Source organism: Terrihalobacillus insolitus (assembly GCF_028416575.1).
In the GTDB taxonomy this organism is placed as follows: Bacteria; Bacillota; Bacilli; order Bacillales; family Amphibacillaceae; genus Terrihalobacillus; species Terrihalobacillus insolitus.
Genome location: NZ_JAMQKB010000002.1, coordinates 31406 through 46272 on the forward strand (window position 1 = coordinate 31406; position 14867 = coordinate 46272).

Here is a 14867-nt window from a genome sequence, read left to right on the forward strand (position 1 = left end):
TTGCAAGTATTAGCAAGTAACTGAAGTGAATTATTGCGATTATTTTATTTGGTTGTAAAGTAGCTCCGAACGTTTTGTTCATCTTGCTTCAATTGGTTAACCAATTCTTCTACACCGTTAAACTTTTTCTCTTCTCTAACAAACTGCTGCCATTCTATTGTTAATTCTTCTCCATAGAGATCTCCTTGATAATCAAGCAGATGAACTTCTATCGAAGGTGCATCTGGTTTGTCCTGAAAAGTTGGTTTGTAGCCAAGATTAGCCATGCCTTTATATTTATTTTTATGATGCATTACATGTACTGCATAAACCCCCACCTTTGGGAGTAAAAAAGGATCACGAGGCTCAACGTTTGCTGTTGGGTAACCGATCGTTCTGCCACGCTTGTCTCCTTCTACCACAATTCCTCTCACCCTAAGGGGACGATCCAAAAGTTGGTTGGCTTCTTCCATATCTCCTTCGGCTAAGTAGGATCTAATTAACGTAGAACTAATCTTTGTTCCATTATTGACTATTTTAGGAATGATCGTCACTTCAAATTGGTTATCCGAATGAAGTGGCAAGGTAGCAGTAGACCCTTTCCCTTTGTATCCATAGCTAAAATCAAAGCCTGCTACTAGGTGTTGAATACGTAAACCAATAATAAAATGATCAATAAAAGCTTTTGGGTCTAATTGAGCAAGCTCACTGTTAAAGTGAATAATATATAAACGATCCACACCCATTTCAGTAATGAGCGCTTCTTTCTCCTTTAAAGGTGTTATGTAGTTTACGTGCTTCCGGTCTTTTTTTAAGACAACAGATGGATGAGGATCAAATGTAATAACAGCACTTTCTTGGTCATTTGCTTTAGCAATTTCCACTGCCGTTCCGATTACCTTTTGATGTCCCTTATGGATACCATCAAAAAAACCGATTGCTGCTACAGTGTCTGGTAGATCCGTTTTCGTTAAGTTGTGTGGATACGCTAACGTGTATGTTTTCATCCTATCACCTACTTTCTATTCGTTAAAAACACGAACTGGTTTAATCTCGCCAGCATTTTTAGGGTTAACCTGATAAATAGCCAAAAGCTGATCCTGAAATTGAATTCTGAATTTGTCTGTTTTTAATACTTGCTGAGGTTTTTCTAATTTCTGTCCGTGTAAAATTTTTACAGAAGTTGATTGATCAACCTCATATACATCAAGATGATCAACACCCTTCTCCACTGGAGCCAAAATATGTTTCGTGTTTCCGTCCTTTATGGCCTGCTCTATTTGCTCAAACGTATAGCTATGCTGGGCTTCAAAAGAACCAGTAGAGATACGAGTTAGATCATACATATGGGCAGCATACCCTAGTGCTTTACCAATATCGACACAGAGGGTGCGAATATACGTCCCCTTTGAACATTTTACAAGAAAATCGAATGTAACGCCATCATCTTCCTTCTTTATGCTTCGTGGATTCAATTGTATTTGATGAATGTTCACCGCTCTAGTTGGCCGCTCAATCGTTTTTCCTTCTCTTGCGTATTCATACAGTTTTTTTCCATTGATTTTAACGGCAGAATACATTGGAGGTATCTGTGTGATCTCTCCTTTAAATTGATTGAATACGTGGTTGATTGTTTCCATTGATGGTACTGTGTCAATGGGTGTTTTTTCCACAATGATTCCATGACGATCTTCTGTTTCAGTTGTTGCACCTAAATAAATAGTTGCTTGATACGTTTTGGTTGTGTCTGTTAAAAAAGGGACAATTTTCGTAGCTTTCCCAATACAAATCGGAAGAACCCCTTCTACCTCTGGATCTAGTGTACCAGTATGGCCAACCTTCTTCGTCCCGAAAAGTTTTCTTATCTTTATGACACAATCGTGAGAAGTCATCCCTTTTGGCTTCCACAAAGGAAGTATACCATTCATTTCCATCCCTCTCTTTTGTCCGATCTCCTATTTCTCGCCCGCAATTCTTTATGTACAAACGTAAAACCCTTGTTGCAAGAGACAAGGGTTTTGCGTTTGTAGCTTAATTATGATCGTTCAGTTCTCTTAAGATATGCTCGATTCGATTTCCTTTTTCGATTGCTTCATCAAATTCAAATAAAAGCTCAGGAGTTTTTCTTAAGCGGATTCTTTTTCCAATCTCTGATCGAATAAACCCTTTAGCCTTAGCAAGACCCATTAAAGTGTCTTGCTTTTGCTTTTCATCGCCTAACACAGAAATAAACACCTTTGCCTGTTGAAGATCACCAGTCACCTCGACATCTGTAACCGTAACAAAACCGACTCGTGGGTCTTTAATTTTTTTTCCCAAAATGTCGCCCAGTTCTTTTTTCATTTGTTCTCCAACGCGATTCACTCTAAGATCGCTCATCTTATCACCTCTTTTTTAGGAGGGTATTTGTTTTATGAAAAGCGGATTTAAGTCACACGCACTTTTACAGCTTATAACCATTCCTTATTCGTTCTCCCGCGTTCTATTTCAGGAAAGGAATCCATCTTTTTTAAAGCGTGCTCGATTACTCGTTCTGCTTGCACACGATCACTAGATACAGTGACTATTCCAACAAGTGTTCGTTGCCAAAGGTCTTGGTAATCTAATTCACTAACCGATACATTATATTCATTTTGCAATCTGGTAACAATCTTTTTTACAACGGATCGTTTTTGTTTCAGGGATTGTGCATGATAGATCAAACACTCTGCTTCCACAAATAAGATCATGTCCTTTTAATTTCTTCCATTACATATGCTTCAATGATATCTCCTTCTTTCACATCATTGAAATTCTTAATGGTGATACCACATTCATAATTTTGCGCAACTTCTTTCACATCATCCTTGAAGCGCTTCAATGTGTCAATCTCTCCCTCATATTGGACAACACCATCACGAATGATACGAACTCCGGAGTCACGAGTAATCTTTCCATCTGTTATATAGCTTCCAGCAATTGTACCTATTTTTGAAACTTTGAAGATTTCTCGGACTTCTGCCTGACCAATAACCTTCTCTTCGTATTCTGGATCAAGCATACCTTTCATTGCGGATTCGATTTCCTCGATCACCTTATAAATAACGCGGTGTAAGCGGACATCCACTTTTTCTGATTCAGCTGTTTTTCTTGCGTTTGCATCTGGACGAACATTAAAGCCAATTACAATTGCATTGGATGCAGACGCTAAAATAATATCGGATTCCGTGATCGCACCAGCACCAGTGTGAATGATTTTAATCTTAACACCTTCAACATCAATCTTTTCTAATGAGGATGCTAATGCCTCAACTGAACCTTGGACATCAGCCTTTAAAACAAGGTTAATTTCTTTCATATTCCCTTGTTTGATGTGTTCGAACAAATCGTCTAAGCTTACTTTCACTTTATCGTTTCTTTTTTCTACGATATGTTTTTGTTGTCTCGCTTCCCCTATTTGGCGGGCTTTTCTTTCATCTTCAAATACCATGAATGGATCCCCTGCCTCTGGGACACCACTTAGACCCGTAATCTCTACAGGAGTTGATGGTCCAGCGGTTTTTACTCTCCGCCCTAGGTCATTTACCATTGCTCTTACACGGCCAAACGTATTTCCGACTACGATCGAATCACCGACATTCAGTGTGCCGTTTTGCACAAGTAAGGTTGCAACAGATCCGCGTCCTTTGTCAAGTTCCGCTTCGATCACTGTTCCGGTTGCGTTTCGATTCGGATTTGCCTTTAATTCTTCCACCTCAGACACGAGTAAGATCATCTCTAATAAATCATCTATTCCCTCTTTCTTAATTGCAGAAAGTTGGACAAAAATCGTATCACCACCCCAATCTTCTGGGATAAGACCATGCTCAGAAAGCTCCTGCATAACACGGTCAGGATTTGCTCCTTCTTTATCGATTTTGTTAACCGCGATGATAATTGGAACTTCTGCTGCCTTTGCGTGGTTGATCGCCTCAACTGTTTGAGGCATTACTCCATCGTCCGCGGCAACAACTAAGATCGCAATATCGGTTACCTGAGCTCCACGTGAACGCATACTCGTAAAAGCAGCATGACCTGGCGTATCCAAAAAAGTGATCCTTTTATTATTTTCTACTATTTGATAGGCACCAATATGCTGGGTAATACCACCAGCTTCTCCTTCCGTTACTTTCGTGTCACGGATTGAATCAAGTAATGTTGTTTTTCCATGGTCAACATGCCCCATAATCGTAACTACTGCTGGGCGTTCAATTAAGTCTTCTTCCTTATCTTCAGTGATAAAATTGTCAAAGTCAGTAGCATCTAATACAATTTCTTCCTCAACCTCAACACCATATTCTTCACAGATTAATTCAATGGACTCAGCATCAAGATTTTGGTTTTTTGTAGCCATTACACCTAACGTCATTAACTTCTTAATGAGTTCAGATGTATCCTTGTTAATCTTTTCGGCCAAATCACTAACTGTAAGTCCTCCAGAATACGTGATTTTTTCTGGTGTAGCAGGCTTTTCCTTTTTCGGCGGATTTACTTTAGCTTGAGATTGGTTATTCTGCTGCTTTTTTCTATTATTTTTGTTCGTACCTTTCCCCTTTACACTTGGTTGACTTTGGCTACTTTTTTGTTGGTTCGGTTTCTTATTTGATTGCTTTTTTTCTATCTTTTGATTCGAGGAATTTTTAGCTTGCTTATTGTCACGTTGTTGAACCGTTTTATCATTTTCGCCTTTACCTGGTTGCACTTTATTACTTCCTTGGTTAAACGATTTGTCTAATTCCACCTTCGTTTGATCAGATATCGTAGACATATGATTCGAAACCTCTACATTTAGTTCTTTTAACTTATTAATAACCTGTTTACTTGATAACTTTTTTTGTTTAGCATATTCATATACACGTAATTTACTCATACGTTCACCCCCGAATAGATTCATCGAGTATTAATTTGATTTTGTTAGCGAACCCATCATCTAGGATTGCGATAGCCACTCTTCCAGATTTACCGATTGCCTGAGAAATCGTATCACGATCATCTACAACATAGAATGGCACATTATAAAACTGACATTTATCGGACAGTTTTTTTCTCGTTTGTTTTCCAGTATCGTTAGCAAGCAACACGATTTTAGCCTTCTGTCTTTGGATGTCTTTCACAATGTTCTCCTCACCTAATGTGCATTTTCTTGCACGCATTGCGAGACCTAACAAATTCAAATATTTATTACTCAATTTTATTACCTTCTATTAATTGTTTTAATTGTTTATAGATTGATGGATCAATTGTTGTATTTAATTGACGCTCCAATGCTTTTGTTGTTTGTGCTTTATCAATTACATCGAATTGTTTTGTCACGTAAGCACCACGTCCATTTTTCTTTCCAGTTGGATCAACAAATACTTCCCCATCCTTGTTCCGGACAACACGGACTAATTCTCTTTTTGGTTTCATTTCGTTTGTGACAACACATTTTCTCATAGGAACCTTTTTCGCATGCACCATTTCGTTTACCTCCTATTCAAACAGATCGTCATCAATCTCAGAATAAGAATCTATTGTAAAAGAATCCTGTATAAGTCCTTCTTCTTTTGCTTCAGACTCGCTTTTTATATCGATTTTCCAACCAGTAAGTTTCGCAGCTAATCGAGCGTTTTGTCCGCGTTTGCCAATTGCCAACGAAAGCTGATAGTCAGGAACAATCACAGTCGTAGCCTTTTCTTCCTCATTTACGAGAACATCCACTACTTTAGATGGACTTAGCGCATTAGAAACATATATGATTGGGTCTTCTGACCATTGAACAATATCAATTTTTTCACCCTTTAACTCATTTACAATTGCTTGGACACGCTGACCTCTTTGACCAACACATGACCCGACTGGATCAATCTCTGGATCGGCTGCGTACACAGATATTTTAGAACGATCCCCTGCTTCACGAGCAACAGAACGAATTTCAACGGTTCCATCATAGATTTCTGGAACTTCCATTTCAAATAAACGTTTTAGTAACCCTGGGTGTGTCCTTGATATAAAAATCTGTGGCCCTTTGTTGGAATTTTCGACTTTCGTTACAAAAACCTTCAGTCGTTCATGTACGTTGTATTGCTCTGTTGGCATCTGTTCTCCCTCAGGTAACCTTGCTTCTACCTTCCCTAAATTCACATAGACAAATCTTGGGTCTTTTCGCTGAATAATACCTGTCATAACGTCTTCTTCACGATCAACATACTCGCTAAAAATGACGCCTCGTTCCGCTTCTCGCACTCTTTGTGTCACAACCTGTTTTGCTGCTTGAGCCGCAATCCGACCGAAGTCTTTCGGTGTAACCTCTACCTCTACAATATCGCCTACTTCGTAATTTGGGTTGATCTCGTTAGCTTCTGTTACGGACATTTGTTGATGAGGATCTTCTACTTCCTCGACAATGTCTTTTCTAGCAAACACATGCATTGTGCCTGATTCTTCGTTTAAATCGATTCGAACATTCGTTGCAGACTTGAAGTTCTTTTTGTAAGCAGAGATTAAAGCGGCCTCTAAAGCTTCCATAAGAACGTCTTTATTTATTCCTTTCTCCTTTTCCAAATACTGAATGGCATCAAAAAGCTCAGAACTCACGTGATTTTTCCCCCTTTAATTAAATGTTACTGCCAATCGTGCTTTCGCTATTTTTTCATAAGGAAGTTGAATTTCTTTTTTATTTGCTTTCACTTTAACCTCTAATGTAACAACATCATCCTGAAAAGACTTCAACTTTCCCTCGATCTCTTTAGCACCATTTATAGGCTCGTAAAGCTTTACATAAACCGCATTACCTATATTGTCTTCAAAGTCCTGTTGATTTTTAAGTGGACGTTCGACTCCCGGTGAAGAAACCTCTAAGAAATAAGGAAAGGTAACTGGATCTTGTTCATCTAATTTCTCACTGAGTTTTTCCGATACACGACCACATTCCTCAATATCGACTCCCCCATTTTTGTCAACAAACACGCGTAAGTACCAATTATTACCTTCTTTTACAAATGAAATATCTACAAGTTTTAACTGCAATTCATCAAGGATTGGTTGAACAAGTTCTTCCGTCATTTCTGTTACATTGGTACCCAACCTTCACCCTCCTTTTCGATATTCTTCCTAAAATAACCTAGTATGCTTAGTATGAGCAAAATCTCAACATTCATTTAGGCTTTTAAATAGAGATCATTCTACAGTTTTAACGATAAAACCCTTGCCATTAAAGTAATTGGCAAGGGATAACAAAAGCTCATCATATTCCCAGGTCATTTCGCCTAAAATAGAACCGTAACAAAAGAAACGAGTATGAAGAAAGAGTGGGGGGCGCCCACTCTTTTCTTTCCTTCGTATCATTCCTAACCATGTAAAATATATCACATGTTAGTAAATGTTGCAAGGAACCAGTTTTAAGAGGTTGACTTTTTGAACTTCCTCTTTAAGAGGTTTAAAACAAGGACAGTTGATTTTTATCTGCCATCCCTTCTAAGCAACCATGTTGATCAAGGTATTCTAAAACTGTTTTTGAAATACGACTTCTTTCTCGTAAATCTTCCTTAGATAAGAACTCCCCTTCTTCTCTTGCTTTTACAATGTTCAAAGCAGCGTTCGTCCCAAGTCCATCAACAGCATTAAATGGTGGAATTAAAGAATTTCCGTCAACAATAAATTCAGTTGCACTTGAACGATAGAGATCAACCTTTTGCAATGAAAACCCTCTTTCACACATTTCCAAAGAAAGCTCTAATACGGTAAGAAGATTTTTCTCTTTTGGTGACGCATCATTGCCTTTCGCTAAAATTTCTTCGATTCGCTTCCTGATCGCAGATGATCCTTTTACCATTGTTTCTAGTTCAAAATCATCTGCACGAACGCTGAAATAAGCCGCATAAAAGAAAATCGGGTAATGCACTTTGAAATACGCTATACGAACGGCCATTAATACATAGGCTGCAGCATGGGCCTTTGGAAACATATATTTTATTTTTTTACAAGAATCAATGTACCAATCTGGAACACCGTTTTTTTTCATTTCCACGATCCATTCGTCTTGCAATCCCTTTCCTTTTCTTACAAATTCCATAATCTTAAAGGCCAAGGATGCATCTAACCCTTTGTGCATTAAATAAACCATAATATCATCACGACAACCGATAACGTCAGGAAGCTTACAAATACCGTTATTGATCAACTCCTGGGCATTACCAAGCCACACGTCCGTTCCGTGTGATAGTCCCGAGATAATGACGAGCTCACCAAATGAATTTGGCGTTGTATCTTCTAACATTTGGCGAACGAATTTTGTTCCAAACTCTGGAACACCAAGTGTCCCTGTTTTACACATGATCTGATCTGAGGTAACACCAAGAGATTCCGTACCAGAAAATATTTTCATAACCTCTGGATCATCGATTGGAATTTCTTTCGGGTCTAATCCACTTAAATCTTGTAACATTCGAATAACGGTAGGATCATCGTGACCTAGTATATCAAGCTTCAACAAATTATCATGAATCGAGTGGAAATCAAAATGAGTCGTTTTCCATTCAGAATTCCGATCATCTGCTGGGAATTGGATTGGTGTGAAATCATATATTTCCTTATCATCTGGAACAACAATTATTCCACCTGGGTGCTGTCCTGTTGTACGTTTCACACCCGTACAGCCTTGAACAAGACGTTCAACCTCAGCTCCTTTATAATGGAGTTGATGATCACTAGCATATCCCTTCACATAACCGAATGCCGTTTTTTCTGCCACTGTACCAATCGTCCCTGCTCGATATACATTATCTTCACCAAACAAAACTTTTGTGTAATTGTGCGCCTGTGGCTGGTAATCACCTGAAAAGTTCAAATCGATGTCGGGAACCTTATCACCTTTAAACCCAAGAAATGTTTCAAATGGGATATCTTGCCCATCTTTTTTCAATGGAGAGTGACAGGTTGGGCATTCTTTATCAGGTAAGTCAAAACCACTTGCATATGACCCGTCTGTAAAAAATACATTGTATTGACAGCTAGGACAAACATAATGAGGTGGTAATGGATTCACCTCGGTTATTTCTGTCATTGTTGCGATAAGCGATGAACCAACAGATCCCCTAGATCCAACCAAATACCCATCCGTTAAGGACTTTTTAACGAGTTTATGAGAAATTAAATAAATAACCGAAAAACCGTTACTTATAATGCTGTCTAATTCTTTTTCTAATCTTTTTTCGACAATTTCCGGTAAATCATCTCCATAAATTCGTTGGGCACGAGCATAGCTCAGCTCTCTAATTTCTTGATCGGCACCATCGATATTCGGGGTGTATAAATCTTCCTTGACAGGTTTCATTTCTTCAATGGAATTTGCAATATGCTGTGTGTTTTCAACTACTATTTCCTTTGCTTTTTGTTCACCTAAAAAATGAAAGCTTGATAGCATTTCGTTTGTCGTTCTAAAATGCACTTCTGGTAAGGTTTGTCTACTTAACGGATTACCGCTTTGTGATGCGATTAAAATTTGGCGATACAGTTTTTCATGCGAATGAATATAATGTGTGTTCCCTGTTGCAACCGCTTTTTTTCCTAATTTATCTGCCAATTCTACTAAATTTTTAATAATATCAAATAAATGTGCTTCATTATGAACGAGTTCCTTTTCTATTAGGTGATAAAAGTTCGTTGGCGGTTGTATTTCGATGTAATCGTAGAATGCTGCTACCCGTTCTGCATCATCCTTTGATTTTTGCATCATCGTTTCAAACACCTCGCCTTTATCACAACCTGAACCAATTATTAACCCTTCTCTGTACTTTTGTAAGACAGACCTTGGAATACGAGGAACGCGATAAAAGTAGTTAATGTGTGCCATTGAAACAAGCTTATACATATTTTTTAACCCTATTTCATTTTTAGCGAGAATTGTGCAGTGGTATGGCCTAGATCGTTGGTATGCTTTGCCTTCTCCCATGTGGCGATTAAACTCGTTATGATAATAGATTTCATTTTTGGTAGATTCCTTGATTAACTTCCACATAAGATACCCTGTTGCTTCCGCATCATAAATTGCTCGGTGATGTTGAGTTAGTTCTATATCGAGAAATTTACAAAGTGTATTTAGTCGATGGTTTTTTAACTCTGGAAACAAGAATCTAGCTAGTTCGAGCGTGTCAATTACTGGGTTGCTGGCTTTTTCATACTCAATACGTTTTAGCCCTTCATTAAGAAACCCCATATCAAAACTAGCGTTATGTGCTACTAAGATCGCATCCCCCATCCATTGATGAAAATCTTTCAAAACGTCTCCTATGTCAGGTGCATCTTTGACCATGTCGTCTGTGATACCTGTTAAATCGATCGTTGTTTGGGAAAGGGTTTGGTGTGGATTCGCAAACGACTCAAACCGATCCACGATTTCACCATCTTTTATTTTAACAGCTGCTAGCTCAATTATGGTGTCGTATACGGCAGATAAACCAGTAGTTTCCACGTCAAAAACGACGTACGTGGCACTTGCTAATTCAACGTCATGCTCGTTATATGCGATAGGGACACCATCATCAACAATGTTTGCTTCTAGACCATAAATTATTTTCACTCCATGCTTAGCACCTGCAGCATATGCTTCTGGAAAGGACTGGACGACAGCATGATCGGTGATCGCAACTGCTTGATGTCCCCACTTTGCCGCTTGCTCAACTAATTTTGAAGCCGACATAACTGCATCCATTTGGCTCATTGTTGTATGCGCATGAAGCTCGACACGTCTCTCATTTTCTGGGGATGTATCTTTACGTTCTTTAGGCTTCATTTCATTGATATCCTGTACCATCATCGTTAATTCGCTTGTATAGTTATCCGTCTGAATACTTCCTCGTGCCTTTATCCACATACCTTGTTTTAATTGCTGAAACTTTTCTGCATCCTCGTCACCCTTTGAGAACATTTTCAAATGGAAAGAATCTGTGTAATCGGTAACCTTTACAATTAACAAATGTCTTCCAGAACGGAGCTCTCTTACATCCACATCAAACACGTACCCTTGGATGGTTACTTTTCTTTCCTCTTCTAGGATGTTCTCCATCGGCTGTATTTCATCTTGAATTGGATAACCGATCATAACAGGACCTTCACTGCCATTCTGATCCTGTTTCTTTTCCCGCTCTTCTTTTTCACGTACTGTCTTTAGCACCAATTGCTGGTCTTCAAGTGCTTTTTGTTCCCTGAATTTTTCTATTTCCGCCATTTCCGTTTTTACATCGATCGTTAGCATGTAAGACATTGCACCAATTTTCTTGCAATATAGCTGAAAGGCATTTTCTAATCGCTTTTTTAAAGCGGTAGCTTCTGCTTGATTTCTAGCAGTTAACTCAATTTTATTGCCATTTACTCGTGGCTTTTGATCATGTACTAAATCGCGGTAGGCTGGAGATAGTTGTCCTGTTTCTTGAATGAATGCTTGCCAATATGTACATACATCATCATCATGTAATGCTTTATTTGAAGTCTGTATCGTCCAATCTACATTGGCTATATGAGAAAATGTTGTCTGCAGTTTCATCGTAAAGATACGGTAAATATCGGGTGGCAGTACGTTTGTAAGCTGTATGTGAAAGTGCCAAGCTTTTTCTATTTTGAACACTTCCAGTTTTTGAAGCTTGCTTTCATGAAAGTACTTGGATACCATTTCTTCAGGCATTTCGATCTGCTGTAACAAAAGTTGCATTTTTTCATGTTGGGAAATATCCATTTATTTCTCCCTCCCCGTATCTAAATTGAAAAAAATTATTACGATATCTATTTTACTACCAATGAAAACCCTTGTCATTATGAAATAACAAGGGTTTTCACACTCATTTTATGGAAATGTGTTGTTACAATGCTAATGCTTTTGTTACACGATCTAATAAATGAGACACGTGCACTTCTTCCTGTTGCCCTGACTTTCTTTCTTTAAATTCAACGTATCCTTCGTCAGCACGTTTTCCAACCGAAATCCGATAAGGGATCCCGATCAAATCACTGTCTGCAAATTTCACTCCTGCTCGTTCTTTGCGATCATCGTACAATACTTCTATCCCAGCATCCTCAAGTATTTGATGGATTTGTTCTGACAATGAAACTTGTTCTTCTTTTTTTACATTTAACGTTAATAAATGGATCTGGAAAGGCGCAATGTTTTGCGGCCACGTAATACCATTATCATCATGGTATTGTTCCACAACTGCTGCAAGTGTTCGGGAAACACCGATTCCATAACAGCCCATTATCATTGTATTTGCTTTACCTTGATCATCAAGGTAAGATGCATTCATTTTTTCAGCATAGAACCGTCCTAACTTGAATACATGTCCGACTTCAATTCCTTTTGCGAACTGAATCATGCCGTGTCCATCAGGAGAAACATCTCCTTCTGTAATAAAACGAAGATCATGGTATGCCTTCACCTTAAAATCACGTTCAGGATTGACGTTAACAAAGTGATACCCATCTTCATTTGCCCCACAAGTTGTATTAACCATATTCTTTACGGCGTTGTCTGCAAGCACATCTACTGTGTCAGGGGCTCCAATTGGCCCAAGGGATCCAAATCCAGCACCAATTGCACTTTTGGTCTCTTCTTCCGTTGCCAGTTCAACGGTACTTGCTTTATAAATATTTTTTAATTTTATATCATTCACTTCATGGTCTCCACGGGTAACGACCAACACTAGTTGATCATCGACTTTAAACATTAATGCTTTTAGACCTTTGTCAAGTGCATGATGTAAGTACTCTGCAACATCTTTCATTGTCTTCTGATTCGGAGTAGCTACCTTTTCAATTGGTTGAAGTGCTTCCTCTGGTTTCTGGTAGGAAGTTATCACAGGTGCCATTTCGATGTTTGCTGCATAGGATGAAGTATCTGAATATGCGATTGTATCTTCCCCAACATCAGACAGTACCATGAATTCATGTGTATCCTTTCCCCCCATCGCCCCCGAGTCAGCAATCACAGCTCTAAAATTTAAATGGCATCGTTCAAATATCCTATTATAAGCATCAAACATTTTTTGATAAGATCCATCTAAGCTTTCAAAAGAATCGTGAAAAGAATACGCATCCTTCATTATAAATTCTCTTCCACGCAACAATCCGAACCGTGGTCTTTTCTCATCACGAAATTTCGTTTGTATTTGGTAAAGCATTAGTGGAAGCTTTTTATAGCTTTTGACCTCGTCACGAATAATACTAGTGATCACTTCTTCGTGCGTTGCGCCAAGAGCAAATTCACGTTGATGACGATCATTTAGTCGTACTAATTCAGGGCCAAATGTATTCCAGCGCCCTGATTCCATCCATAATTCTGCAGGTTGCATTGCTGGCATTAACATTTCATGTGCCCCTGCTCGATTCATTTCTTCTCGTACGATTTCCTCCACTTTTCGTAATACACGCTTTCCAAGTGGTAAGAAACTATAGACCCCAGAAGCGGTCTGCCGGATGAAACCAGCGCGAACTAATAATTGGTGGCTTTTCAATTCTGCTTCAGCAGGGGTTTCTCTTAGTGTAGGCACTAGCATTTCACTTTGTTTCATCCTGTTTACACCTCCATATTAAGTTTTCATAGACATACTATAAGTGCGTGTTGAACAACCTCTATAAAAATAACCGTTGAATGTCGTTCCATGTAACCACAATCATCAATAACATAAGCAGTGCAAAACCTATAAAATGCACAACTCCTTCTTTTTGTGGGTCAATCGGCTTTCCTCTTACCGCTTCAATTCCTACAAATAGCAACCTACCCCCATCTAATGCAGGCAACGGTAATAAATTAATAATACCTAGGTTAATACTTAATGCTGCAGTCCAAGTTAGATACGTATATAAGCCTCTTTGAACAAACTGATCTGTTGCATCATAAATTCCAACTGGACCAGAAAGCATATCAATTGAAAACTGACCAGTCACAAGCATACCGAGGTTAACTAAAATTAACTTTGTCCATTCATATGTTTGAACTACGCTGTTTTGTACGCTTTTTATTACTGATTTTTCTAGTGCTAGTTGAACACCTATTTGACCGATAGTCGTGCCTTGTGTTTCCACTTTTTGTGGGATTACCGTTAATTCTTGTGTCTGATCATTTCTATTTATGAGCATCGTCAACTCTTCTTCAGGGTTATCTTGGATAATTTTCGTAAATTCCTCCCATGTGCGAATCGATTCCCCTTCAATCTGAACGACTTTATCCCCTTTTTGAAAACCAGCCTCTAATGCTGCACTATCTGGTTGAACGTCTCCGATTATCGCTTCCTCGGCGGGTACCCCTTGGATCAAGCCTATGATTAAAAACACAAAAATCGCTAGAACAAAATTCATCATCGGCCCTGCAAATAGCTGCATTGCTCGTTGTGGAATGGTTTTGGAGGCGAACTGTCGATCATAAGGAGCAATTTGCGTTTCCTTTTCATCCATGACAAAAAAAGCTTTCGGATCGACATCAAAGATTAATTTTTCATCTTCATCCACTTCATAACCATGAATTTTAAGGCTGTGATCTAAATCGGCTTTTTCCACTTCAATAACCCGTGCATGTGAATGCTTAGATTTATTGTTCACAATAATTTTGTTCACTTTTTGCTGCTCATTAAATTCTAATCCGATATGATGACCTGGCTTTAATTCAATTATTTCAGGGTCTTCTCCAGCGACGCGAACATAGCCCCCAACGGGTAATAATCGAATCGTATATACTGTTTCGTCCCACATAAACGAGAAGATTTTTGGCCCAAAACCAATCGCAAACTCTCTCGCTAGCATTCCTGAACGCTTTGCAAAAATTAAATGTCCTAACTCATGAACAAACACAAGTAGACCAAACATGAAAATAAAAGCTATGATCGTAGTCAAAAGAAGCACCTTCC

General features: G+C 38.6%; 12 protein-coding genes. All 12 read right to left on the reverse strand.

Annotated elements, in window-relative coordinates; all coding sequences use genetic code 11:
• Nucleotides 1-44: 44 nt before the first annotated feature.
• A complete protein-coding gene (locus tag NC797_RS03320; protein WP_272435261.1) occupies nt 45-986 on the reverse strand; it encodes a bifunctional riboflavin kinase/FAD synthetase in 942 nt (313 codons plus the stop codon).
• A 15-nt stretch (nt 987-1001) separates the two neighbouring features.
• Nucleotides 1002-1907 carry a tRNA pseudouridine(55) synthase TruB gene (gene truB / locus NC797_RS03325; protein WP_272435263.1) on the reverse strand — a complete coding sequence of 302 codons (906 nt, stop codon included), beginning with the start codon at nt 1905-1907 and terminating at the stop codon, nt 1002-1004.
• Between the two features lie 103 nt (nt 1908-2010).
• Nucleotides 2011-2358 (reverse strand): 30S ribosome-binding factor RbfA, encoded by a 348-nt coding sequence (gene rbfA / locus NC797_RS03330; RefSeq protein WP_272435264.1) that lies wholly within the window; start codon nt 2356-2358, stop codon nt 2011-2013.
• 71 nt (nt 2359-2429) lie between these two features.
• Nucleotides 2430-2708 carry a DUF503 domain-containing protein gene (locus tag NC797_RS03335; RefSeq protein WP_272435265.1) on the reverse strand — a complete coding sequence of 93 codons (279 nt, stop codon included), beginning with the start codon at nt 2706-2708 and terminating at the stop codon, nt 2430-2432.
• Nucleotides 2705-4867 (reverse strand): translation initiation factor IF-2, encoded by a 2163-nt coding sequence (gene infB / locus NC797_RS03340; protein WP_272435266.1) that lies wholly within the window; start codon nt 4865-4867, stop codon nt 2705-2707. The genes NC797_RS03335 and infB overlap by 4 nt, the downstream gene beginning before the upstream one ends.
• Nucleotides 4868-4871: 4 nt before the next feature.
• Nucleotides 4872-5186, reverse strand: coding sequence for a YlxQ family RNA-binding protein (locus NC797_RS03345; protein ID WP_272435268.1), 315 nt, complete (start codon nt 5184-5186; stop codon nt 4872-4874).
• Nucleotides 5179-5457: an RNase P modulator RnpM gene (gene rnpM / locus NC797_RS03350; RefSeq protein WP_272435270.1), complete on the reverse strand. Its 279-nt coding sequence runs from the start codon at nt 5455-5457 to the stop codon at nt 5179-5181. The genes NC797_RS03345 and rnpM overlap by 8 nt, the downstream gene beginning before the upstream one ends.
• Nucleotides 5458-5469: 12 nt before the next feature.
• Nucleotides 5470-6573: a transcription termination factor NusA gene (nusA, locus tag NC797_RS03355; protein ID WP_272435271.1), complete on the reverse strand. Its 1104-nt coding sequence runs from the start codon at nt 6571-6573 to the stop codon at nt 5470-5472.
• A gap of 15 nt (nt 6574-6588) precedes the next feature.
• Complete coding sequence (gene rimP, locus NC797_RS03360; RefSeq protein ID WP_272435272.1) at nt 6589-7062, reverse strand: ribosome maturation factor RimP; 474 nt, start codon at nt 7060-7062, stop codon at nt 6589-6591.
• Between the two features lie 352 nt (nt 7063-7414).
• On the reverse strand, nt 7415-11707 hold the full coding sequence (locus NC797_RS03365; protein ID WP_272435273.1) for a PolC-type DNA polymerase III: 4293 nt from the start codon (nt 11705-11707) through the stop codon (nt 7415-7417).
• A 124-nt stretch (nt 11708-11831) separates the two neighbouring features.
• Nucleotides 11832-13535, reverse strand: coding sequence for a proline--tRNA ligase (locus NC797_RS03370; protein ID WP_272435274.1), 1704 nt, complete (start codon nt 13533-13535; stop codon nt 11832-11834).
• Between the two features lie 61 nt (nt 13536-13596).
• Complete coding sequence (gene rseP / locus NC797_RS03375; protein WP_272435275.1) at nt 13597-14853, reverse strand: RIP metalloprotease RseP; 1257 nt, start codon at nt 14851-14853, stop codon at nt 13597-13599.
• Nucleotides 14854-14867 lie beyond the last annotated feature (14 nt).